The 23,981-nt window shown below is 41.6% G+C and carries 19 protein-coding genes; 11 read left to right on the forward strand and 8 right to left on the reverse strand.

What is annotated here, in order from left to right; all coding sequences use genetic code 11:
• Window positions 1-296: 296 nt before the first annotated feature.
• From DBR11_RS09610 to DBR11_RS09630, 5 genes are all read left to right on the forward strand, one after another.
• Window positions 297-2,060: an ABC transporter ATP-binding protein gene (locus DBR11_RS09610; protein WP_108552004.1), complete on the forward strand. Its 1,764-nt coding sequence runs from the start codon at window positions 297-299 to the stop codon at window positions 2,058-2,060.
• Window positions 2,061-2,233: 173 nt separating this feature from the next.
• A complete protein-coding gene (locus DBR11_RS09615; RefSeq protein ID WP_108552006.1) occupies window positions 2,234-4,963 on the forward strand; it encodes a TonB-dependent receptor domain-containing protein in 2,730 nt (909 codons plus the stop codon).
• A 13-nt stretch (window positions 4,964-4,976) separates the two neighbouring features.
• Entirely contained in the window at window positions 4,977-6,329 is a 1,353-nt protein-coding gene (locus tag DBR11_RS09620; protein ID WP_108552008.1) for a DUF4876 domain-containing protein, read from the forward strand.
• A gap of 6 nt (window positions 6,330-6,335) precedes the next feature.
• Window positions 6,336-7,886, forward strand: a complete 1,551-nt coding sequence (locus DBR11_RS09625; RefSeq protein ID WP_146186502.1) for a DUF6850 family outer membrane beta-barrel protein — start codon at window positions 6,336-6,338, stop codon at window positions 7,884-7,886.
• 181 nt (window positions 7,887-8,067) lie between these two features.
• Window positions 8,068-8,265 (forward strand): hypothetical protein, encoded by a 198-nt coding sequence (locus DBR11_RS09630; RefSeq protein ID WP_146186503.1) that lies wholly within the window; start codon window positions 8,068-8,070, stop codon window positions 8,263-8,265.
• A 1-nt stretch (window position 8,266) separates the two neighbouring features.
• On the opposite strand, the gene DBR11_RS09635 is transcribed toward DBR11_RS09630, so the two are convergent.
• The 7 genes from DBR11_RS09635 to DBR11_RS09665 form a co-directional block, all read right to left on the reverse strand.
• On the reverse strand, window positions 8,267-8,806 hold the full coding sequence (locus DBR11_RS09635; protein ID WP_108552013.1) for a hypothetical protein: 540 nt from the start codon (window positions 8,804-8,806) through the stop codon (window positions 8,267-8,269).
• Between the two features lie 78 nt (window positions 8,807-8,884).
• Window positions 8,885-9,940, reverse strand: coding sequence for a lysylphosphatidylglycerol synthase transmembrane domain-containing protein (locus DBR11_RS09640; RefSeq protein WP_108552015.1), 1,056 nt, complete (start codon window positions 9,938-9,940; stop codon window positions 8,885-8,887).
• Window positions 9,941-9,951: 11 nt separating this feature from the next.
• The gene (locus DBR11_RS09645) at window positions 9,952-11,370 is read right to left on the reverse strand and encodes an alkaline phosphatase family protein (protein WP_158275255.1); all 1,419 of its coding nucleotides are present in this window, start codon (window positions 11,368-11,370) and stop codon (window positions 9,952-9,954) included.
• Window positions 11,371-11,451: 81 nt separating this feature from the next.
• Window positions 11,452-13,542, reverse strand: coding sequence for an LA_2272 family surface repeat-containing protein (locus tag DBR11_RS09650; protein ID WP_108552019.1), 2,091 nt, complete (start codon window positions 13,540-13,542; stop codon window positions 11,452-11,454).
• 1 nt (window position 13,543) lies between these two features.
• Window positions 13,544-14,488 carry a FecR domain-containing protein gene (locus DBR11_RS09655; protein ID WP_108552021.1) on the reverse strand — a complete coding sequence of 315 codons (945 nt, stop codon included), beginning with the start codon at window positions 14,486-14,488 and terminating at the stop codon, window positions 13,544-13,546.
• A gap of 4 nt (window positions 14,489-14,492) precedes the next feature.
• On the reverse strand, window positions 14,493-15,023 hold the full coding sequence (locus tag DBR11_RS09660) for an RNA polymerase sigma-70 factor (protein WP_108552023.1): 531 nt from the start codon (window positions 15,021-15,023) through the stop codon (window positions 14,493-14,495).
• Window positions 15,024-15,109: 86 nt separating this feature from the next.
• The gene (locus DBR11_RS09665; protein ID WP_108552025.1) at window positions 15,110-15,493 is read right to left on the reverse strand and encodes a helix-turn-helix domain-containing protein; all 384 of its coding nucleotides are present in this window, start codon (window positions 15,491-15,493) and stop codon (window positions 15,110-15,112) included.
• Between the two features lie 94 nt (window positions 15,494-15,587).
• Here DBR11_RS09665 and DBR11_RS09670 point away from each other — a divergent pair, with 94 nt between their 5' ends.
• The 6 genes from DBR11_RS09670 (at window position 15,588) to DBR11_RS09690 (ending at window position 21,556) form a co-directional block, all read left to right on the forward strand.
• The gene (locus tag DBR11_RS09670) at window positions 15,588-16,328 is read left to right on the forward strand and encodes an SDR family NAD(P)-dependent oxidoreductase (RefSeq protein ID WP_108552027.1); all 741 of its coding nucleotides are present in this window, start codon (window positions 15,588-15,590) and stop codon (window positions 16,326-16,328) included.
• Window positions 16,329-16,410: 82 nt separating this feature from the next.
• Window positions 16,411-16,587, forward strand: coding sequence for a DUF6496 domain-containing protein (locus DBR11_RS29875; RefSeq protein ID WP_199076124.1), 177 nt, complete (start codon window positions 16,411-16,413; stop codon window positions 16,585-16,587).
• A 142-nt stretch (window positions 16,588-16,729) separates the two neighbouring features.
• Window positions 16,730-18,181 (forward strand): TolC family protein, encoded by a 1,452-nt coding sequence (locus DBR11_RS09675; protein WP_108552029.1) that lies wholly within the window; start codon window positions 16,730-16,732, stop codon window positions 18,179-18,181.
• A gap of 29 nt (window positions 18,182-18,210) precedes the next feature.
• Window positions 18,211-19,203 (forward strand): HlyD family secretion protein, encoded by a 993-nt coding sequence (locus DBR11_RS09680; RefSeq protein WP_108552031.1) that lies wholly within the window; start codon window positions 18,211-18,213, stop codon window positions 19,201-19,203.
• Window positions 19,204-20,376, forward strand: a complete 1,173-nt coding sequence (locus DBR11_RS09685) for an ABC transporter permease (protein ID WP_108552033.1) — start codon at window positions 19,204-19,206, stop codon at window positions 20,374-20,376.
• Window positions 20,357-21,556 (forward strand): ABC transporter permease, encoded by a 1,200-nt coding sequence (locus DBR11_RS09690; protein ID WP_108552035.1) that lies wholly within the window; start codon window positions 20,357-20,359, stop codon window positions 21,554-21,556. Before DBR11_RS09685 ends, DBR11_RS09690 begins: the two co-directional genes overlap by 20 nt.
• Here DBR11_RS09690 and DBR11_RS09695 read toward each other — a convergent pair.
• Window positions 21,516-23,951 (reverse strand): glycoside hydrolase family 3 N-terminal domain-containing protein, encoded by a 2,436-nt coding sequence (locus DBR11_RS09695; protein WP_233260705.1) that lies wholly within the window; start codon window positions 23,949-23,951, stop codon window positions 21,516-21,518. The two genes, DBR11_RS09690 and DBR11_RS09695, sit on opposite strands and share 41 nt — an antisense overlap.
• Window positions 23,952-23,981: the final 30 nt, after the last annotated feature.

Raw genomic sequence — 23,981 nt, forward strand, 5'->3', positions numbered from 1 at the left:
GTAATAACACTAAATAAAAAATGTTTTTCATAAAAAAGGCGCTAAACTGGCACTAAGTAAATTACATGTTTTTATTCCAAAAAATAAAAAAATTTGTACGTATTAAAAAAAACTTTTCTACCTTTATGCCCGAGAGCGTTAATTTAATGAAAAGGGGCCGAGTCGCTAGACTTCGGTCCTTTTTCTATTTATACAACAGCTAAATCCCCGCATCCAATTACACCAATACTTAGTCGTCGATCACCTAAAGGGATTGATTTTTGTTGTAACTCGACTACGCTATAATCCCCGGGACGATGAAAACACTTTGGAAATATTTAAAACCTCACAAAAAACTTATTTTCTTCTCTCTTCTTTTAGCCGGAGCAGCCCAACTACTCAGCCTCGTCGACCCTTTAATCTTTGGAAAAATTGTAGACAATTATGCCAGTAACCCTAAAGGCCTTTCAGAAAAGGAACTTATCCAAAATGTATTGTACTGGCTGGGCATTGCAGTAGTCATTGCCCTGCTCTCCAAATTTTTTAAATCTTGCCAGGAATTTCTCACCCGAAAAACCGTTGCACAATTCGGTATGCATATTTTCAACGATGGTCTGAAACAAACCCTTCGCCTCTCCTTCCAGGAGTTTGAGGAGAATAGAAGCGGGACTACTTTATCCGTATTGCAAAAAGTAAAAACAGATGCAGAACGTTTTGTTAACTCCTTTATCAATGTACTTTTTTCGTCTCTGGTAGGTACTGGTTTTCTACTTTGGTATAGCATCAGCAAAAACTGGATGCTTATCCCTGTTTTCTTTATTGGCGTAGTGGTACTTGGTTCTCTGACAGGATTGTTATCCAGAAAAATCAAGACCGTTCAGCGTCAGATTAACCGGCAAACGGATGCACAAGCCGGAGTAATCACCGAAAGCCTGCGCAATATAGAATTGGTTAAAAGCCTTGGATTAACCTTTCCCGAAATCAGACGTTTAAATGAACAAACCCTAAAAATATTCAAACTGGAGATGTTTAAGGCAAAGAAAGTAAGTCTGCTTTCTTTTTTACAAGGAGCAACCTTAAACATTCTCAAACAGTCCATCTTATTTATCCTTCTTTGGCTAATTTTCCGGAAAGTACTCAGTACAGGGGAATTAATCGCCATGCAGTTTATTTCAACAGCCATTTTTGGACCACTACAAGACCTGGGGAATATGATCCTGCAATACAGGGAAGTGGATGCCTCCATCCGAAATTTCGACAAACTCATGAATAAGCCCACAGAACGCCGACCGGAAAACCCTATAGCTATCGGCCCGTTGGAAAGCCTAAGCTTTGAAGATGTTGTCTTCCGCCATAAAACAGCCGATTACAATGCTATAGATAACATCTCTTTTTCGGTTAAAACAGGGCGAACTATTGCTTTTGTAGGGCCCTCCGGCTCTGGAAAATCAACCCTTGTTAAATTACTTGTAGGCTTGTATACTCCAGTAGAAGGCAAGATTTTCTTTAATGATGTTTATTCTACTGATCTCCGATACAACCCTTTAAGAAGACAGATTGGCTTTGTCACCCAGGATACCCAGCTATATGCCGGAACCATTAAAGAAAACATGCTTTTTGTTAAACCTTCTGCAACTGATGAAGAAATCAGTGAAGCGCTCCGAAAAGCTTCTGCTTCTGGATTAATTGCAAAAGCCTCGCATGGTGTAAATACGATGCTGGGAGAAAATGGCATGAAACTTTCCGGAGGAGAGAAACAAAGGATATCCATCGCACGTGCTTTATTACGTCAGCCCAGGCTACTAATTTTTGACGAAGCAACCTCTGCACTGGATTCCCTAACCGAAGAAGATATTACCACCACCATTCGTGAAATTTCTGCTAGCCGGGAGCAAATGACCATCCTAATTGCACACCGCTTATCTACCGTGATGCATGCCGATATCATCTATGTACTGGAAAAGGGAAAAATAGCAGAAACAGGCTCTCATGATGACCTACTGCTTCAAAAGGGGCTATATTATGCGATGTGGCGACAACAAGTGGGAGAAAGAAGGTTGCGGCCAGAAATAACACATTGATAATCTGGACATAAGACTTATCCATATTGAAGGCTTAATGATTGATTATACGGTATCCGATACCTGGATCTATCATTTGCTTTGTAAATTTGTAGTGTAAAATTCGCACAATACTTTCTAAATACAGATTTTTTTGCTTCCTTTGCGTCTTATCAATAATAAGTCTAAATAAATTGAAGGCACTTTTACTATTCGCTGCTCTCCTTTATACTTCCGCTTTTGCCCAGAAAAAACAAGTTTTTGTTCAAGGTAAAGTAATTGATTCAAAAAACAGACCCATTGAATTTGCAACAATTCAGGTCAGTAACGGAAACTTCAATACCTACACCGATGCATCGGGATTATTCAGTATCCCCGAAAAGCTATTTACCACCGATTATGTTACCATATCCATTTCCTTTACCGGAAAGCAAAGCTTAATCCAGCTGATTAGAAAAGCAGATTTTCCTCATAATTTCGTACTGCTTGACCAGAGTTTGACCTTAGATGAGGTTAATGTATCTGCGCGGCGAACAAATAGTAACACCTCCAATTCAGCCATTACTTTCGATCGCCAAGCCATTGAACAGGTACAAGCCTACAGCCTTGCCGATATCATGAACAATCTTCCAGGCAAAAGAATGTCCGCCCCGGATTTACAATATCTTCAAAGCATAACCTTAAGGTCTGCTGCAACAGCAAAAGATCCTGTTCAGGCGGCCAATAATGCATTGGGGGTAGCTATTTATGTTGATGGTTTCAGACAGGCCAACGATGCCAATATGCAAACCAGAAATGTAGGATTACGCGGCATGATTGGCGGTGCTATAGGGAACAGAAAAGATCCAAATGTAGGCAGTCCTTCTTACGACGCTCCTTTTGGTGGATTAGACATTCGGAATATACCAGCCGATAATATTGAAAGTATCGAAGTCGTTTCAGGAGTTGCATCGGCAAAATATGGTGAAATTACAGACGGAGCAATTATCATTAACCGTAAAGCAGGAAAAACCCCTTATGAATTCAGTATGAGGTTAAATGGAAGTTCTACGAATTATTCCATATCAAAGGGTTTATATCTTGGAGAAAAAGCAGGTGCGCTAAATTATAATTTCAATTATCTAAACAGCATTCAGAACCCGACAGACAACTTGAAGAACTACAAACGTTATACCGGTGGCTTAATGTGGAGTACCTACCTGATATCCGGACTTAAAAACACCCTGTCTGTGGATTATAGTTATAAAATCGATAATGCAAGAATAGATCCGGATGATGACCGGCAGGAACAGACTTATTCTATCGATCGAAAATTCTCTTTCAGCAATAGATCTGTCTGGCAAGTTAACAAACCCTATTTGCAAAACATCTCCTTTGGCACCAGCTATGATATCGGTTATTCTAACAGTTACACTCAGTATTACATGAACGGTGCAGTAAAGTTGATCGCAGATAAAGACACCACCGGCATTTATGAAGGTTATTATGGCCCAGGCAACTATTTTGCCATCGATCATATTATTGGAAAACCATATAATTTTAGTACAAGTGTTGATCTCAACAATCAATTTAATACAGGTAAGATCAGTCATAGTCTTTCTCTGGGGTTCAACTATTATACCTCTGGAAATAATGGGCAAGGAATTATCGCTGATCCAAATACCCCTCCTATCGGAATAGGAAGCGGCTCACTCAAAAGCGAGAGACCTTATCGATTTGATTTACAAGGCACAATAAACAACTTTGGTTTTTATTTACAGGATCAGGCCCGGTATAAATTATTTAACAGGATCCTTACAACCAATCTGGGAATGAGATATGATTTACAAAATGGCTATGCCAGTATACAGCCCCGCATCAACACCAGTTACCAAATTTCCAGCAAATGGGCAATCAGGGCCGCGTATGGCATTTCCACAAAAGCACCTGGCATGGCACAACGCTATCCGGCCCCAACTTATTTCGACATTCCTCTAATCAATGCTTATTATGGTTCGGTTAACGAAAGTCTTTATCTGGTCTATACGCAAAAAAATGTTCACGACAACAGTTTTCTAAAACCTTCGCTTTCTACTCAGTTTGAACTGGGTGCCTCAGCCGATTATGGTTTTATCAATACTTCTGTATATGGCTATTTAAAAAAGAACCGGGATGGTTTTAATACGGCTTTGAACTATATTCAGTTGTTACTTCCTGAATATAGTTTCACCAAACCAGAAGGCGGAAAACCTGTATATCAGCAAACCGGAACTTTTAAAATGTATAGCGGTTTAAGCGAAAGTTTAATTAACAATGCCGCCCAATCAGACAATTATGGAGTAGAATGGTTTTTAAGCACGAAAAAAATTGCTGCAATCCAGACTTCTGTAAACATGAGTACTTCATTCAGTTATTCCAGATCTAATGATCTTGGCTATTCTATAGCCGAGGCCGGGCAAAGTTTCAGAGAACAAGGCCGTCCTGCCTGGTATGGAATATATGAAGCCACCAAATCCTCTAATCTGGATATTACCACTAAGATCACTACGGACACTCATATTCCAAAGTTAGGCTTTGTTGTATCCTTATCGGCAGATATTTATTGGAAAAATCAATCTAAAGTCTTGGATAAAAATACTGAACCAATCGCATACCTGGATAAAAATTACCAATATCATCCGATTACAAATTTTGATCCGGACAACTACGATTACGGCTTTCTTGCTACTGCACCAAGCAAAGCAACTAACATTTCCAATCCACCTTTCGTATATACCAATCTAAGCCTTCGTATCGCCAAAGAAATGAAAAAAAAGATTCGTATCGCGGTATATGCTTATAATTTTCTGAACATCATTCCTCAATACTACAATAGCGTAACTAATAGTTTCAGCACCTACAACAGTCCAGTAAATGTAGGTGGCGAGATCTCCTTTAAATTTTAATTCCTTACCAATCATGAAAAGATTCTACTCCTTTTTAGCCATTCTGCTAATGACCGGCATGCTCTCCTGTAAAAAAAATGACAACTCAGATATGGATGTGAAACCTGTTACGGTGAGTTTCAAATTCAGCTACGATGTGGATAATGCTTCTTTAGGTTTAAGCCTGGAAAAAATCCAGGTAAAACTCACTAACCTAACCACCTCACAGGTCTACAATGCCGTTACCGGAGCAGATGGTATTGCAACATTCAAAAACCTTGCACCCGGAAATTACGACATCAATTCGACGCAAACACTTACTGCGCCCGATTATAATGAAAAAGCCGGTACAAATTTAACAGAGTCAATTGTATTTAACGGCACCTTAAACCGCCAAAGTTTAACTAAAGATGAACAGCGCAGCATCACCTTAAAAACCGGTAGAGTTGGCGATCTGGTCATCAAGCAAATATACTATGCAGGATCCAATGTTACTAAGGGAGCTGTTTTCAGAGATCAGTTTGTTGAAATCTACAACAATTCGAGTGAAGTGATCTACGCAGACAGTTTATATTTCGGTCAGGTACAAAATGTGGCTTCTGTAGCAACAAAAATTGATCAAAATAAGGGTTTCTATTTACCAGCTGGTCAATATGACTGGACTAAATCTATCAAAATGAATAATACAAAAGCCAATACAGACTACGTATATATGACTACATTGTTTATGATTCCAGGAACCGGAAAACAATACCCAATTGCACCCGGAAAAAGCATCATCATTGCGGCCACTGCAATTAACCACAAATCCCCTTTTGTTGGTGCGGATGGAAAAACGATTAGTGTACAAGATCCTTCCCTAACTGTCGATTTAAGCCAGGCAGACTTTGAGGTTTACCTGGGTGATCAGGAAGGCATCAGTCCCTTGGCTTCTGACGTTGATAATCCACTCGTACCCAATATGAAAGTTGTAAGCACCGGAGGAAACCGGGATTTGGTAATAGATGTACTTGGAAGAGATGGAATTGTAATCTTTAAAACAAACGAAGATCCAAAAAAATGGCCTTCTTACCCTACTCCAGATGTCACCCAAATCATTACAACCACCAAAATGTATATTCAAGTACCTGTTAACATCATTATTGATGGTGTAGGATTGCAACATACTGTACCAGCAAGCAGAATTCCAAAATATATGAATGACACCATAGACGCTGGAGAAACTTATGTGACCGCCGGAAGCTACCAATCGCAGTCTGTTGTCCGTAAAACCAACAAAACAGTTAATGGCAGAATTGTACTTAAAGACACTAATAATTCCACGAATGATTTTGGAACGCTCGGCAAAGCCGACCCATCCAAATCAGCTTCTTCTTTTATCAATTAATATCAAATGAGATTTTTAACCTCAATAATGATGTTCATGCTGCTGTCGGCAGGTGTGTTAGCTCAAGTGCAAACACCTGCTGACAGTGTGTATTTTTTAATGCAAAATAGCCGGATACTATATATTACACAGCAAAACCCGGCCGCACTAATCAACTCCGACATTAAAAATACCAGTACTATTGCTCTAAATTACAATAACCAGAGCGGACATTTCAGAACGACCCAGACAGCAGAAAATGGCCGCGAAATTTCACTAACCGCCAGCGGAATAAATACGCTAGGTCGTTTTAAAGTATCAGGTTATTTTAACTTTAAGCGTACCTGGCAAGACAGCTTATCATGGACTTTACAAGGACTGCCCGATCTGGCTACACCGTATTACTTTGCTGCTGGAAAAGCGGGCAGCTACCAAAGAATAAACTATAATTTCGGTGGCTTGCTAACCTATAATCTGATTAATAACCAGCTCTATATAGGCTCAGGCATTGATTATCTGTTCAATACCGCCTCCCGGAATACAGATCCAAGGCCTTCAGTGCAAACTTTTAATCTAAACTTAAGCCCAAATCTGACCTATAAAATAGGCAGTCAATCTATTGCTGCAAGATTTATATATAGCTATGGTATAGAGAACAATAAAGTTTCCTTCAAAAGCACGCAGTACAGGAATCAGAGCGGAACGGAATATCCAGATCGAATAAATTATCTGATCATGGGATATGGTCTCTTGCAAGGGCAATTTGGCGTAGCCAGGATGAGGCGTGAATTAAAGGACAATGGCTACGGTTTGAATTATGCCCTAAAAACTCAATCTGCTTATCTCAATGCCGACTTTAGTTATGTACGCCATATAGAAAAAAATATGGAATCACTGGAAAATTCTGCCAATACAAAGCCATATGGCACGTTTTACCTGAATAATTATCAAGGAAGCTTTCTTGTAGGTTTACATAGCACAAATATAGACCACCAGCTCTATGTAGATGTTTTATTGCAGAATGGCTCTGACCTAAACATCCATGAATTTCAAGGAAAAGTGAATTACAAATACTCCCAGAAGAAAGCCAGTTTCTCTTACACCGTACTTAAAAAGAGTACTTCTTCTTTACAAACAGAGTTTGGCCTCAACGCCACTTACAATAAAATTGACAAAAAAGACATCAGTTCCAGCATTTCTTCAACGTTCGGTTATATCCAGCCAGGCATAAGCGGTGCTCAATACAAAAGGTTTAAAGACAAAAGTAAGCTTTCTGTTATGCTGAATCCCGCTATTCGTGTACCCGTTGGAAACACAGCAAATTCAGCTGCAGACAGTAATGTCTTTTTTAACGAGATTGTTTATCCAGACTTCAACTACTGGTCTGCTACTGCAGGTGTACTCAGTTTTACCTCTAAATATATTACGCCACTTTTATTCAAGGGAATATGCAGCGGCTTTTCTTTGAATGCAGTTTACACCCAGGAACTTTCTGAAGCAAAAAAAGTGTATACCAATTCCTTCCAGCCCTCTAAAAACAGGCTCGATTTTACATTTAGTTTCAATCTCTATTTTTAATCAATGAAAACAGATGCGGTTATCTATTAATAGCCACAGCAGAGTGCTATTCAGTACCGAACACTATGACTGTTCGTATTCGAACAGTCATAGTGTAAAAACCACCTTTCAATAGCACCAAGCTGATTTTTATCTTTTTGGCACAACAATGGACTTAGGGGAGATAACAATTAGAAATCACATGAAAGCAATTCTATTCTTCCCAGCCTTACTCATCACCCTTCATACTGCGGCACCCGAAAATTGTCAGGAAAAAAAGACCTGCACTTCAATTACCGTTTCTGCCAAGTCTGCAGTTTCAAAAGGTAATTTATCAGGAGAAGGATGCATTCCCGGTTGGATGCTGAATATATTCCACAATCTCGGTCCTCAGGGGTAAATTATTTACCCGAGCCAAAGTGATAAGTAAGCCGTGCAGCAACATGATTTGGTGCATTGTCAAATTTAACGGCTAAATCAAAACCACCTGGAAGAACCAGTCCAATACCCGGCGACCAGACAAAAGAGCTCCCTCCTTGTGTATCAAGTGCGATCCCAGCTTCTCCTTCTACATAGAAACGACTTAGAAGAAAGTACCTCAAGCCAGCTTTAACAGGGATAAGAGTAACATTTTTTTCATATCCCTCTCCCATAATAAAGTCAGGCAAAACACCCGCCTTATACTCCGGTGATTTGAAATGTATCACGCCAGCATTTACAAAGACATTTAGACGGCTAATAATTTTCTTCTGCACTTCAAATCCAGCGTTTATAGTAAATCGGGACCCCAAAGTTGTCGTCATACCCGGGGCAACATAAGCACCAAAAAGTATTGGCTTTTCAATTAACGCTGTACGAGAGCTGTAAGAATCTGATTGTTGTGCTTTGATCTTTAAAGTAAACAAGCATATCAACATTAATACTAAAATTTGTTTTTTCATTTCTATAGTTTTATAGGAAGACAAGTAACATGACTTATACCTCCACTATCCTCTGAATTAATATATAAACTGTATCTTTTAGTTCTGTCTTGCTTGTCTTTCTAAAAGTCTAAGTATCACCCAGGCTCCTATTAAAGCTGGAATAAAGAGTAAAAACGACCGCTGCAGTAAAGTAAAAACAGGAATCATTGCGGCGGGGATAATCCTTACGAAAAGGATACCAATACCGGCTTCCGCAAAACCGCTCCCGCCCGGACTTGGCGCAAAATAGATCATAAATTGGATCAGGATCTGAATGCTGATCACCTCTGACAGGGAAACATGTAGTCCAAGCCCTAATAAGATCACATACTGCATCGTGTATTTATTGAGGTAAAGCAATGTTGTCAGTACCAGCGCCAGCGGAAATAGCAATGGATTCTGTTTCAATAAAACACTGCAGATCCGTTGATAGCGCAAGATACTTCGGCTGGTTTGTACAGACCAGCCTCTTAACTTTCTTTTTTTTGCCGGAAAAATCCCTCCTAAAACTACTGCAATTTGTTTGATCATGCCTGCAAGTAAGAGCGGTTTGCCAAAGGCGAGCAAAAAAACCACTAGAAAGAGGCCAAATACGCCAAAACCATATTTTAGTAATGTGGTCATCATCCCTCCTTCAAGCCCGGTATGGTCCATCGCCAGTAAAGCGACAAGCCCAGCCAGAGGCATAAAGATCAGCGTCGCACCCATATTGATCAGGCTTACAATAAAGCCGTCGAGCAGTTTTACTCCGTGACGATAGTATATATACAACTGACCTGGTCCGGCGCCGCTATGGAAAGGTGTTACCGCTCCCATAAACATATTGGCCGTATTTGCTTTAAAACTCACCATAGCAGGAAGCCCTGGATAGAGTTTTCGTATAAAAATGTGGTTTCTCCACCCCCCAAGCATGAGGTCTATGGCCACCATGAGCAGGCATAACAGGATATATCCCACTCTGATCTGCAATACCGAGGCTACAAAACTGCCGGTATGGTGATAAAAAAATACAAAAGCCAGTCCGGCAATGGTAATTAAACTCAACAAGAGCGATCCTTTAATCAAGGTTTTCCTTTTAAATAACGTATTGAAATCTTTTTCTATAGTTGCCATTTCTTAAAAATTTAGATTAATGCATCCCCGCAATTTTCGGGAATAGGTTTACCCATCCATTTTAATAAAGTAGGGAACAAATCTGCTGTGCGTGTGGCATGGTCTGCCCAGCCTTGCTGGTTACAGACCATAGGAACCACCATATGTTCTTTTCTTAGAGATCCATGTGACCCTTTATGTTCCGGAAATTCCCAGGTGCCCCGAAGGTCATAGCCATTCTTTGCACTAATGATCAGGTCGCCCGCCCTTTTGCTTTCAAAAAGCTGACTGATCTGCACCATGGCATCAGGATATTCACGATGAAAAGTAGCTTCAAGTGCTGCTCTAGGGCTGTTGCAATGCAAGTCGCCCAACCCAAGAGGATCCCCTGTAAGGGGATGATATTCAAACTGCTGACGGTCACTAAAAACTGTCGCAGTACCTGCACCGTTCTCCACAATATATTCCTTCTCCTTTATGCCTCTGTAAATGGCAAAATCGACAGCCTTTTCTCCCAGCAGACTTTGTATCCGTTCCGCTCCAAAATGATCTTTAAGCCCCTGCTGGTTTAGAGGCTGACCACCTGGGTGATTTAACAGATGAATACTTCCAAACGAGTTCCCGGAGATCATTACCGCAGATTTCGGGTTTGACGTCCATAGGATTGGGTGGCTCAGGGACTTTAATCCCTGATCAGTCATCCAGCTGGCCAGGTCAAGATGCGTATGCGTTGGTGTCAGTCCGTGGTCTGAGGTCAACAGGAAAAGAGTATCCTCCCACCAGCCTTTCTTTTCCAGAAGATTTCTCACTTCCCCCAGACTGTTGTCTGCTATTTTATACGCAGCAATGGTTCGGTGATCGCGGACATGGTGGTAGTGTGAATCCCAGTCAACGCTGGGGAAAACAGCAAACAAGAAGTCCAGGTCCTTTCCACTGTTCAACAATTGCATAATGCGTTCATGCCCCTGTACATCTACCGGATGGTGCCGCTTAAGGAAATGCGCTCGAAGGTATAACCATGACTTTCCCTTTTTCCCAAGATCATGATCATCGGGCACATTTCTGGTGATCATATTGTACAGGTTATAGGATTCTCCCATTAACTCCAATAGCGTTGGCCGATCTGAAGGCATGTCTGTATTAAATAAACTGGCCTGCGGACCACAATACGTACGCACAGCTGCTGTACTCCAGCGGTTTTCTTTAAAAGCCTTTTTATCAAACCACCGGATTCCCGGGATATTCATCGGCCCGGGAAATTGTCCGGTAAGAAATGGAAGATATGCCGGTCCTGTAGTAGAGGGGAAACAGGTGGTTGCCTCTCTATATCCCCCTTCGGCCTTAATTTGTGCAAGGTTTGGTAAATGCCCTTCTTTCAATAATTCGCTCAAAACATCAGGCCTCGCTCCATCCAATAGATAAAAAAGGACTCTTTTTTTAGCTTTCATCATGTGCATTGTTTCCATAAAGACAGGCCAGCCTCTCTTTACCTCCACTGCAAAAATAAAAACTACTTTAAAGATGGCATTTCATTACTTACTGAGCGGAAATTTATAGGATAGTTTTACTGCAAACTGTTTTGCGTTGGTAACGCTCCTGACATCTTCATAACGAACCTGCAGGCCAATTCGAGAAGAGAACTGGTAGCCTAAGTTTGGCATATACAAGAATGAACTTCGGGCATGACTTAAGCCCAGGCCAGGATCAATTCCCCTACTTGTCAGAAATGCGAACCCCAAATCTCCGCCTATATAAAACTTGGTACCGATCATTTTTCTTATCCCTGCTTTTAGGGGGATTATACCAAAGGAGGGATACATCCAGGCAAGTACATTTTGCGTGCGATCGGAATAGGTAAAATGGGTGTAACCGGTTGTAAAAAGTCCATAAAAACTTTCATCAAACCTCTTTTTAACGCTGATTTCCGTACCAATCGCAATGGTATATGGATAATTAATGGGCTTGCCTGCGCTCAGGCCAACTTCCATTTCCCAATCTGCCGACGATAAAACTTCTTGCCGGGCCGCAGCGCGAAAAGCACTGTTAAAGGCAATTCCAGCTTGCCAACCTAGCCAATTTCTGAAGTGCTCGTCTATCGGGTAAGTAGCAGAATATTCTGGAAGGTTGGCAAGGTTTTGGTAACCTTTTACGTGAAAACCACTATTTGCAACATACCGGTTGAGTACCGGTCCGGCAAAGATAGAGAGCTTTTTAGACAATGCGATATTCAAACTGCCATGAAGCCGCATCCATCGATCATCCCAGACGCCACCGCCATTTGCCAGTAAGAAATCAGCCTGAAGATCCGCAAATAAAGGACCTGCAATTTTCAGCCGGGTACCCAACCCCAGTCCTACTACATACTGTCTTTCGTTTGCAGAGATATTACTTCCTATAATTAGCGCCGTATACAGCCGTTTACTACCGGTTTTTAATGTGGTTATGGCATTCATCTCTCCCGTTGCTGAATAAGAAACGGAATAAAAGCCATTCCTGATGATGTTGATCAAACCAATACTTAGTCCGGATGAGCTGTCGGCTACATTGACCAACCCGACCTGAACACCCTTTAGATTTCCCGCAGAATTGTTTAGCGCGCTGATCTGTACTCCTCTAAGTGTACCTTCAGTACTGTTGATAAAACCTGCAGCTTGCAGCCCATTCATATCACCGAGGGTACGGTTATTCACTCCCGCCAGCTGTAAGCCTCTTGCCGTACCACCGGTGAGGTTAAAGATACCGGCCATCTGGAAATAACGCATATCCATTTTATTGATGTTAAATACCCCCGCCATCTCTACCCCTTCCACACCGCCGGTATAGCCGCCCGTAAGGTTCAAAGAAAAATTGTTGATCACCTGCGGACCCATCATTCCCCTGGTACTCACATCAGGTGCGACAGAAACCTGGAAAGGGCGGTTGGCAAAAAAACCGGTAATGTTCAGGCTTTGGAATTTCTTTCGCGCAGAGATCAGGGCATTCCCAAATCCCGTATGTTCCACATTGCTGTTACTGAACATGGATTTATCCTCTTTATCATTTTTGCCCCGGAATACCGATATAGTTTCCAGAAAAAAGATGGTAGTATCCCGGTAGCCTTGTTTACTTAGGGTAATGCCGGTACTTAGCTGACCATTGCTCCGCAGCCGCAAGCGGAAATAACCGTGCTCATCTGTTAAAGTTGAAACCAGTTTCAATTTCTCATAGACACTGGCATTCTGCAGCCGCTCCCCACTGGCCTGGTCAACCACGATTCCGCTGATCGAAAACAAATTGTTGCCGCTCACGATATCGGAGGTGATCATTCCTAGGTGCTTTAAAGCACCTCGTATGACAATAAAGTGCCCGCTTTCCAGGTAATCTACTTTTCGGCGGATGATCCGTGTCAATAGAACAGAAATCGGCATATTTTTAACGGAAATACTCACAAGGCTGTCCTGCGGGAGGATCAGCCCATTGTAAGAAAAACTAAAACCACCTTTTGAAGCGATTTGTTCCAGTACTAAAGATAACCTGCGTTCTTTAACCTCCAAGTTGATCTCTTTCTGCAGTAAATTTTGTGCATTTGCAACTGTACAAAACAGGGTTAAAAAGAACAGTGTTTTGTAAAAGTATTCCCTCATCCTATTTAATTAAACGGATTTCTGTTCCTTTTTTATCTACCCTAAGTTGAAAAGTTTGGGCAATCACGTTCAAAATATCGTCCAGAGACTCATTTTTAAAGGTCGTATTTAGCGGAAGGTTTCTTAAATTTTGGTCAGGGATAACAATATTGACCTTGTAAACTTCATTTAAAACCTCGGTCATACGCCAAAGTGGTGTGTTCTTTGCCACAAATTCCCTGCTCCTGTAATATTGGTATAACAGGTCTGTGTTTCCTTCTTTTAGAAGCTGCCCTTCGGCACCAAGTAAAAGTCTTTGTCCAGGAAGCAACCTCCATGATTTTCCTGCAGCAGAAACTTCCACTTTACCTGTTTCCACAATAACCTCCGTATTTTTATCGATCAGTTTCACATTGAAAGATGTGCCCACAACCCTTATTATGAGCAGATTCGCATCGATAAGAAAAGGCTTGTTTTTATCCGGGCTCACCTTAAAAAATGCCTCACCCCTTGCCAGTTTTACCACCCGTTTATTTCCTTTAAACTTTTCCGGATAATCGAGCAGGGAATTTTTGTTCAGCGTGACCACCGAACCATCCGCCAGCCTTGTTTCCGCTACATTTTCTGTAGTAATGGCTTGCATGCTTTCCGTATGCCCAGGATAGAACTGATGCCATAATGTACCACCTGCAGCACAAATACAGATCAGGATGGCGGCAATTTTAAGCCATAAAATCGACCGGCCAGTTTTTTGATGGAGTTCAGCTTTATCCTTAAGCCTGCTCAAAGAAGCTTGCGCATCTATGGAGGTATGCTGCATTATATTTTTCGTGCTATCCCAGACAAATACCAGCCCATCCAGCCGTTTCTGATGTTCAGCATCTTCGGCTGCCCATTGCAGGATCATGCTTTTTTCCTCCGGGCTGCATTCACCTGCAACGTATTTAATGAGTAAATCTTCTTTCATAGCCTTACGTTTTAAAGAAAAACCAGAACAACAGCGGTAAATAATCAGCGAGCTGTACCTTTAATCTTTTGAGTGCCTTAATCATATGTTTTTCAACTGTTTTTATCGAAATACCCAATTCCAAAGCAATTTCAGCGTATTTTAGTTCTTCGAAACGGCTTAGCTGAAACACTGTGCGGCACTGTTCCGGCAAACTATTGATGGCCCGAAAAATCAACTGCTTCAATTCTTTTTGCTGCACCGTTTCTTCTCCTCCGTCGTAGCCCTCTTCCGTTATCGTTTGCTGCTGGTGTACAATCCTTACTTTCTGATGGCTCAGATGATTCATACATTCATTATGAACCGCCCTGTACAAGTAGGACTTTAAAGAAGAAATTTGCTGCAGTTTAAAAGGTTTTTCCATGAGTTTTAAGAATACATTATGTACCATATCTTCAGCCAGAACATCTTCCTTCACAAAACTAAAGGCATATGCCTGAAGCCCATAGAAGTTGTCCAGGTAAATCTGATCAATTGAAGGGATTACACTTTCCAAATAGTTTTATTTAAAGAATACCGTTTATTTAACCTAAAGACAGATTACAATGAACTTACCTCCACTTCAGAAATAAGTATTTTTTATTAGAACTCTGAAACCACAACTTCAGCATCGGGATTAACCTTACTCCTGTGCATATTCCCCCAATCAGACATTGCCTTTAACATGGGTTTCATACTTAATCCTAGTTCAGTAAGTTCATACTCTACCCTTGGCGGAACCACAGGATATACTGTCCGCTTCACAACCTGATCTGCCTCCAGTTCCCGCAACTGAGAAACTAACATTCTTTCTGAAATCTGCTCTATGGAATTTTTAAGATCACTATACCGCATAGTTTGATGAACCAACCTACAAAGTATCGCAGGTTTCCACCTGCCACCCAATACCGACAAAGAGTAAGCCATACCACAACTGTCGTTGATCTGCTTTTCATTAATAGCGTTTGTAGAAGATTCCTTTCTCATTTCTTACCTTTTTGTTAGTACCTGACAATTCAATGCATACCTGCAAATGTAAATATAAGCCTATACTTTTGATCAGAATTAATATATAAACATTATGAATCGTTTAGAAAACAAGATAGCATTCATCACCGGCGGTGGCCGTGGAATGGGTGCTGCCATTAGCAAAAGACTCGGCGAAGAAGGCGCAACAGTAGTTTTTACTTATTCGAAATCCAAGAAAAAAGCGGAAGAAGTTGCTGCTAAAATTAACGAAAAAGGAGGACATGCCCGAGCCGTTGAAGCAGATAGCAGAGATCCTAAAGCCTTAAGCAATGCCATTCAGAAAACCATAACCGAACTTGGCCGAATCGACATACTGATCAATAATGCCGGCATTTATGTCGGGAAGGAATTTGAATCACACACATTGGAAGATTACGAAGAAATTATGGCGATTAATGTGAGAGCAGTATATGTTGCGGCACTTGCGGCAGTACCAAAAATGCCTCGTAACGGTAGAATCATTACCATCGGCAGCAATATGGCAGAAAATGCCCTCGGCCCCCAAACTACTTTATATACGATGAGTAAAGCTGCATTAGCCGGGTTCACACGAGGATTGGCCCGGGATCTTGGTGCTAAGGGCATTACAGTTAACCTCGTTCAGCCCGGACCTATCAATACCGACATGAATCCTTCAGATACAGAACTCGCCGATTTTTTGAGAAGCCGGATGGCACTTTCAGAATATGGAACTGGCGAAGATATTGCTGGACTTGTAGCTTATTTAGCCAGTGAAGAAGGAAAATATATTACCGGCACCGCCATCACAATTGATGGAGGTTTAAATGCTTAAATGCAAATACCCTAAACCTTTTAAATATTATTCGTGTTAGTAACTGTATAACTGATTGATCATCCTTTAAACAATAATTATCATGGCAAAGTATTCAGAAAAGGCATCAGAAAAAGTTGAAAAAGCGATGCATGAGAAAAAAGAGGGCACACTAAAAACAGGAACAGGCAAAAAAGTGACATCTAAAAAGCAAGCCGTAGCCATAGGGCTTTCGGAAGCGAGAAAAGAAGGAGCTAAAGTACCTAAAAAGAAAAGCTGATTGTTAATGTATATTATTGTCCTCTATGTGGAAGCCAGGAGGACAATAGCTTTTCCATTTATTAAACAAAACGAAATTTGCATTTCCAAGTTCGAAATGGCATTTGTGTAATAAAAATAGTATATTTGGTTAACGCCCGCCTATGAAAAGAATCTACAATTTAGCGTTTCCAATTGTATCGCTTTTGCTATTCAATTCTTTGTACAGTTATGGTCAGAATACCACCTTACAGCAGTGCCTGGACAAAGCGTATCAGAACAATCTAACTGTAAAACAAGCAAGAACTTCTTTACAAGCCAGTAAATTTAACCTTCAGGCAGAAAAACAAAGTTATCTTCCAAAAGTTGACCTCCTTTCGAGTTATACCTACCTCAGTAAGCCCATAGATATCAACCTTCAAACAGTTAAAGACGGCATTGTAAACGGATCTTCAGCCCAAAGTCTGAATGCGGTAAATGAGGTCTTTAAAGAAATCACAGGAAGTGATTTATCACAGCCTGTGCAAGACCGTATTTTAAATGCCTCAAAGAAGATTATTGGAGCCATATATCCAGATTACAATCCCTCTTTAAGCAAACAATCCTATTTTGTGGCCGGCCTGGGCGTTCGGCAACCTCTTTATCTGGGCAACAAACTTTCTGCAGCCCGGAATCTTGCTTCTTCCCTCGTAGAAACCACCAGCATCAATGTTCAGGTAGCCAATAAAGAAGTCAATTTCATGATCGCGGCACAGTATGTCAGGATTTTGTACCTGAATAGCATTTTAAACAAACAACAGTTTATTGTAGACGCTCTTACAAAAAACAAAAATTATGCCGCTGAAATGGTAAAAAACCAGGTACTGCCGCCCTATCAGAAAAACTGGACCAATGTATTCCTAACGCAAGCCCAATCCATTTACAACAACTTAAAACTGGACAAACAAAATGCATTGGTAGAATTGAACAAGCTTATGGGTACTGCATTGGATTCTGCCGTTCAAATCACAGATACACTAAAGTATACCATCAAAGCACCGGAAATTGCACAGCCCGGTTTTTATGAAAGCAACCCTATCTATAAACTCGTAGACAGCAAAACAGCTTACGCCAAAACTTCCGAAAAAGTGACTCGTTCTTTCGCCTTACCCAATGTATTTGCCATTGGAAACTATAATCTTTACCAAAAGGATCTTCCTTTAACCATTCCTGATTGGTTTGTAGGCGTTGAATTACAATGGACACTGTTTAACGGGCAGACCCGCAAACGCACACAAGCTGCCCGGGAACTTATTGAAGAATCCAAACTGGCAGAGAAAAACACCAGTCAGACGCTGCAGGCGGCCATGATGGTAGCTGGCAACAAAATAAAATCTCTTCAAAATGATGTAGCCGCCCTTGATACGGCAAGGAAAGAAGCCGGAACAACCTCCAGACTCATTACTGAGAGAATGAAAAATCAACTTTCTTCTCCCAAAGACGTCAACGATGCCTTGCTTGTAGAAGCAGAGATAGAGAAAGCATATTACACTGCAGTTATGGGCTATTACCTCACTGTAGCCGAATATTATAACATACTAGGCAAACCGCAACAATTCACAGAATTCATTCCCTAAAAGGAAACAGGACTATAAAACTTAAAAAGATGAAGGATTTTTTCAAAAACTATTGGGCTTTAACCATTCCTATAGCCGTTGTACTCATTGCCCTGTTTTTCTTTTTAAAAGGGAATCCTTCTGATAGCGAGGATACCCTTGTCGGAATGGTCGATGCATCAAGTGTGGATGTCGCGGCAGAGTTCCCTGGCAGACTAGACTCTTTACTCGTTGGCCAGGGAGATACCGTAAAAACAGGACAGCTTTTGGCTGTTCTCCGTACCAATGAAATCGATGCCATTAAAGCACAAGCACTTGCAGCCATAGATGCCGCCAAAGGACAATTGGATTTATTGAAACAAGGCGCACGCCCCGAACTCGTAGAAGCCACCTCCAAGCTTTACCAGATTACCGAAGAGCAATACAAATTATTCAGCAACACCTATCAGAGAATGAACAACTTGTACAATGCAGAGGTCATCTCCGGACAGGAAAAAGACATCTTTTATTTCAAATACCAGGCTTCAAAAAAAGAAATGGAAACAGCTAAACTGAACTTGCAGATGATTGAAAAAGGTACACGCCCTGAAATCATCCGCTCAGCACAAGCTATAGTAAAACAAGCAGAACATGCTTATGAACTGACCAAAGCACTGGGCGAAAACACAAGAGTATATGCGCCGGCAGATGGTGTAATTTCAAGCTTGGTGATCCACCAGGGAGAGATTGTTTCCATAGGTTATCCTATGATGACCATCGAAAAAAAGAACTCGGCATTACTGCGCTTTAATATACGACAGGACAAAGGAAAATTATTAAAAACAGGTGCCACTGCACAAGTTACGGTTCCTGGCTGTACACCTGAAACGTTTGATGTTAAAGTTTCCAGCATTTCCCCTACCCTTGAATTCGCCAACTGGATTCCTACAAATGAAAAGGGCAAATTTGAATTAAGAACTTTCACTATCGAACTTACCCCAGCTCCAAATGCAAAAATCGAAGGCCTCCGTTCAGGTATGACAGCTTCTTTAAAACTTCCATAAATGCAAAACATCTGGCAAATTATACAAAGAGAATGGAAACGGATCTTCACCCTTCCTGTCTTCTACCTGGTGATGCTTATTATACCGGTGGTGCTCTTTTTCTTTTATGCCTTGATTTATAATAAACAGGAGGCTAAAAACCTTCCTTTCGCCATCTGGGACGAAGACAATTCACCTGTAAGCCGCCAGTTGACTTTTTTCCTTACACAAAGAGAAGCCCTGAGGGTGACCTACAGAGTTGGAAATGAAGCAGAACTCAAGTTACTGATCCAGAAAGGTAAAGCAATGGGCGCGGTCCACTTTCCCAAAGGCATGGAAAAACAGATCCTGAGCCGCCATCCGGTTACCGTAACATTATACACCAACGCAGCCTCGCTGGTTCCTGCAAAACTAGTTTATAAGTCTGTAGCCGAAGTGATCATTACCGGCAGTGCTGGCGTGATCCTGCAAAAGCTGGTAAAAACCGGCGTAAAACCAGAAAGAGCAATGGCACTCGCCAATCCCATTAAACTCAATTCTTACCAGTTATACAATGCCACGTACAATTATCAGGAATACCTGGTTCCGGGTCTGATCACCGTAGGCATGCAAATGATCCTGATCATTAGTAGTATGCTTGCCCTGAATTACGAATGGAAAACGGAAACTATGGAAGAACTGCACCAGCTCTCTGAAGGATCAGCTACAGCTGTAATACTTGGAAAAACCACAGCTCATCTGGCTATTGCCTGGATTAATTTTATACTGATCGCTTTTGTCATTTTCCCCATCTTCCATATTGGAGTACCAGCGGCCACAGGCAAATTCTTTTTCCTCTATACCCTTCTCTCGCTGGCTTGTATTGGCATCGGCTTTTTCATTTCTGCACTATTCAAAGACGTCATGCTGGCCGGAGACACCGCTTTGTTTTATACTTCTCCCGCCTTTGTATTCAGCGGCTTTACTTTCCCAAGATGGGCCATGCCCTGGTACGATCAGTATTACGCTACCATTATGCCTTATACACCATTTTTGGATGCTTTTTTTAAGTCCTATTACATGAACCTCTCTTTGCAATATTCGCAAAATGAGCTTCAAAAACTCCTCTTGTTTTGTCTGGTCATGTTTCCTACAGCAGGCCTGCTGTTGAAGGCACAATTAAATCAACTGAAATATGAAGCAAAACAAGCCTAAATCCGGATTTTCTCGCTTATTCTGGCGCGAGGTTGCATTGGTGGCCAAGGATCACAGTTTGCTGCTCACCCTATTGATTGCTCCGCTGTTATACGCTTTCTTTTATGGAAGCATTTACATAAATAAAGAAGAAGAACATGTAAAATTAGCAGTTGTAGACGATGACAACACTACATTATCCCGGCTGCTGATGCAAAATATTGACAAGTCGCAGATTGTAGATCTGGTTCATTTCCCTAATCTTGGAGAGGCCAAAGAATACATGTACCTGGGCAATTGCCAGGGCTATTTTTACATCCCAAAAGACACTGAAAAAAGTCTGTACACCTTAAAACAGGCCAATGTAGTACTTGCTGTAAATGCAGCCAGATTTCTCCCTTCCAGCGATCTGCTGGCTAATGTACAGCAAATTTGTCTGACTATAGGAGCTGGCGTTCGGCTTAAGTATTTCCAGCAAACCCAGGGCTTAACCAACGAAGCTGCCATGCAACAGGTAGCCCCTGTAAGCCTGGATTACAGACCTCTTTTCAACGAACGCAGTAGTTACGGCGGCTTTCTTTTATCTGGGCTATTGGCGTTGATCCTTCAACAAACCCTGCTGATTGGCTTGTCTGAAAGTGTAGCAGCAGAAAGGGAAAGAAAGTCTGTACAGCTTTGGAATACAGGTAATTTATCACAGGCCATTTGGGGCAAAGGACTGTTCTATCTCCTGCTCTTTGGTTGTTATGCCTTTTTCTTTTTAAATATAAATTTCCAACTGCTGAACATCCCAATGCGCGGCAGCGGTTTTCACCTGGGCTTGTTGTTCCTTCTGTTGCTGCTTACCCTGATCCCCATGGCGCAGTTTATTGGATCTCTATTTAAATCCCAATTAATCTGCTTACAAGTCATGGCCTTTTCTACCTATCCGATTTTTCTCATTACAGGCTATACCTGGCCTTATGAATCTTTACCCCTCCCTCTGCAATGGATTTCCTCCCTGCTGCCCACCACCCCTTTTATTAAGATCTACACTGCAATTGTACAGGCAGGAGCAAGCATAACGACAGATTTTGGCACACTGTTCCATTTGATCCTGCTCTGGCTGCTGTACAGCGTACTGGCTTATTACAGAATACATATCATCAGTAAAAAAGCGGCTAAGGATTTGCCTTCACAGCAGCAGGTTCCAGCACAGTAAATTCCTTTTTCAGACGAATATCTTCTGAAGAATTTCCAATCATCACCTGGAATTTTCCAGGTTCTACGGTCCAGTTCATATTCTTGTCCAGTAAAGCCAGATCATCAGGATGAAGTATAAATTTAACCGTCTTTGTTTCTCCAGGTGCCAGGCCTACTCGTTCAAAACCTCTAAGCACAGATTCATATGTTGTTACACTGCTCACCTCGTCTTTCAAATACAATTGAACTACTTCATCTCCTTTACGCTGCCCCGTATTTTTTACATCCACCAACACTTCCAGATCTGCCTGCGTATGAATCTCCTGCTGGCCCAACCTCAAATTACTGAATTCAAAACTGGTATAACTCAAACCATAACCAAAAGGATATAAAGCACCTTGAACCGAGGTTTTCCCATAACCATTCGGATCATCTTTTTTACCCTCTCCTGCCTGAGAACCTGGCTTAAATGGAAAGTTTAATTCGATCTGTCCAATAGACTTTGGAAAGGTCATGGAGAGTTTGCCACCGGGATTGTTGTCGCCGAAAAGCGTTTCAGCCACAACTCTACCTGCAGAAGGCCCAGGAAAACCTGCCTGTAGAATCGCCGGCAAATACCGGTTCTCCCAGTTAATAGTTAACGGCCGGCCATTAACCATTACCATTACCACTGGTTTTCCTGTAGCATACAACGCCTGTAACAATTGCAACTGCCTGCCAGGCAGCCCCAAACCGGTTCTGGATTTACTTTCACCTACCTGATTGTCCGTTTCTCCAACCACAGCAATCACAATATCCGACTGCCGTGCATCTTCTACAGCCTTTGCAATCATAGCCTTTTCCTCCACAGTTAGATCTGTAGGAATAATTTCGCTTTCCGGCCATTTTGCATCAATCACCTCACACCCCTTACTGTACTTTATCGCAGTATTTTGCCCGGCATAGGCTTTAATTCCATCTAATATGGAGGTAACAGGATTATTAGAAGGCCCATAGCGGCTCGTGGTATAATTCACCTCTCCTGCCAATGGACCTGTAATCAATATATTTTTATAATTTTTTACATCCAGAGGAAGCAGACTCTTCTCATTTTTAAGCAATACCATAGACTCCCGGTTGATCTGAACAGCAAGCTCCTCATCCGCTTTTGTATGTACTTTTTTATCTGAAGAAGCAGGATCAGTTACATAAGGGTGGTCAAACAAACCTAACCTGAATTTCACCCTTAGGACATCGGCCACACGTTGGTCAAGTGTTTTCATAGACACAGAACCCTCCTTTACCAATTCTCTTAAAGGCAAAATAAAAACCTCAGGCATAGTGAAATGTGTACGAACATTCAAACCTGCTTCTATAGATTGTTTTACCGCATCTTTGTAATCTTCTGCCACATGGTGTTTGCTGGAGATAAACTCTACCGCTTCACTATCTGAAACCACATAACCATCAAAGCCAAATTGCTTACGTAGAAGTTCCGTAAGGAAATAATAACTTCCAGAAACAGGTTCACCATCCCAGTCGTTATAGCTGCTCATCACGCCCATAGGATGGGCCTCCTGGATCACCCTGCGGAATGGATACAGGAACATTTGATGCATCTCCCTGGGTGCAATATGTGGGTCGGTACGTGCTGCACCATCGCGCCCACCTTTTGGCACACTGTATACAGCATAATGTTTTAATGTGGCTGCGACACCCTGATCCTGAATCCCTAAAGTCATTTGCTTTCCAAGTTCAGCAATCAAAAAAGGATCTTCCGCATAGCATTCCACCACCCTTCCCCAGCGCTGGTCCCTGGCCACATCTAAAATTGGTGCATAAACATTGGTATACCCCAAAGCTCTGGCTTCTCTTCCCACAGTACTACCTGCCCGATACACCAGATCCTTATTCCAGGTACAGCCAATATTTACCGGTGCCGGAAGAGGGGTAGCCCGATCGTGACACAAACCATGAATAGCTTCATTCGTAAAGTCAACAGGAATCCCTAAACGAGTCTCTTCCACAAACCATTTCTGTACCGTATTAATGGCACCAGCATGTTTACTGAAAGGATAAGAATACTGGCTTACGGCTTTTTTATTATAAGGCAAACTGTTCAGTTCCTCATCAATATTTGCAATGCCGTCTTTCCAGATTTTAGTCTTCCATTCGGCAGTTGGCATTTCGTCTTTGAGCACCCTCCCGTAGCCATAAAGTGTAGCCGTCTGACAGGTTTTTTCGTCCAGTGTCATCTGTCCCAGCAAGTCATTCACCCTTTCTTCAACTGGTCTGGACGCATCTTCGAACACATCCATTTTTCCGTTCTTGTTAAAGTCTGTCCAACCCTTATGGTAGATACTTTTTGACTGACCAAATAATATTTGGCTAGAGAAAAACAAAAGCAACATGGCTACAAAAACCGATTTATTCATATTAATATTTATTTTAAAATCAGACAAATA

It is taken from the genome of Pedobacter sp. HMWF019 (assembly GCF_003061025.1).
Taxonomy (GTDB): Bacteria; Bacteroidota; Bacteroidia; order Sphingobacteriales; family Sphingobacteriaceae; genus Pedobacter.

What these genes read in the sequence shown, in the direction of transcription:
- DBR11_RS09610 (WP_108552004.1), top strand. Translation starts at nt 297, where the DNA reads ATGAAAACACTTTGGAAATATTTAAAACCTCACAAAAAACTTATTTTC.
- DBR11_RS09620 (WP_108552008.1), top strand. Translation starts at nt 4,977, where the DNA reads ATGAAAAGATTCTACTCCTTTTTAGCCATTCTGCTAATGACCGGCATG.
- DBR11_RS09625 (WP_146186502.1), top strand. Translation starts at nt 6,336, where the DNA reads ATGAGATTTTTAACCTCAATAATGATGTTCATGCTGCTGTCGGCAGGT.
- DBR11_RS09630 (WP_146186503.1), top strand. Translation starts at nt 8,068, where the DNA reads ATGAAAGCAATTCTATTCTTCCCAGCCTTACTCATCACCCTTCATACT.
- DBR11_RS09635 (WP_108552013.1), bottom strand. Translation starts at nt 8,806, where the DNA reads ATGAAAAAACAAATTTTAGTATTAATGTTGATATGCTTGTTTACTTTA.
- DBR11_RS09640 (WP_108552015.1), bottom strand. Translation starts at nt 9,940, where the DNA reads ATGGCAACTATAGAAAAAGATTTCAATACGTTATTTAAAAGGAAAACC.
- DBR11_RS09645 (WP_158275255.1), bottom strand. Translation starts at nt 11,370, where the DNA reads ATGATGAAAGCTAAAAAAAGAGTCCTTTTTTATCTATTGGATGGAGCG.
- DBR11_RS09650 (WP_108552019.1), bottom strand. Translation starts at nt 13,542, where the DNA reads ATGAGGGAATACTTTTACAAAACACTGTTCTTTTTAACCCTGTTTTGT.
- DBR11_RS09655 (WP_108552021.1), bottom strand. Translation starts at nt 14,488, where the DNA reads ATGAAAGAAGATTTACTCATTAAATACGTTGCAGGTGAATGCAGCCCG.
- DBR11_RS09665 (WP_108552025.1), bottom strand. Translation starts at nt 15,493, where the DNA reads ATGAGAAAGGAATCTTCTACAAACGCTATTAATGAAAAGCAGATCAAC.
- DBR11_RS09670 (WP_108552027.1), top strand. Translation starts at nt 15,588, where the DNA reads ATGAATCGTTTAGAAAACAAGATAGCATTCATCACCGGCGGTGGCCGT.
- DBR11_RS29875 (WP_199076124.1), top strand. Translation starts at nt 16,411, where the DNA reads ATGGCAAAGTATTCAGAAAAGGCATCAGAAAAAGTTGAAAAAGCGATG.
- DBR11_RS09675 (WP_108552029.1), top strand. Translation starts at nt 16,730, where the DNA reads ATGAAAAGAATCTACAATTTAGCGTTTCCAATTGTATCGCTTTTGCTA.
- DBR11_RS09680 (WP_108552031.1), top strand. Translation starts at nt 18,211, where the DNA reads ATGAAGGATTTTTTCAAAAACTATTGGGCTTTAACCATTCCTATAGCC.
- DBR11_RS09685 (WP_108552033.1), top strand. Translation starts at nt 19,204, where the DNA reads ATGCAAAACATCTGGCAAATTATACAAAGAGAATGGAAACGGATCTTC.
- DBR11_RS09690 (WP_108552035.1), top strand. Translation starts at nt 20,357, where the DNA reads ATGAAGCAAAACAAGCCTAAATCCGGATTTTCTCGCTTATTCTGGCGC.
- DBR11_RS09695 (WP_233260705.1), bottom strand. Translation starts at nt 23,951, where the DNA reads ATGAATAAATCGGTTTTTGTAGCCATGTTGCTTTTGTTTTTCTCTAGC.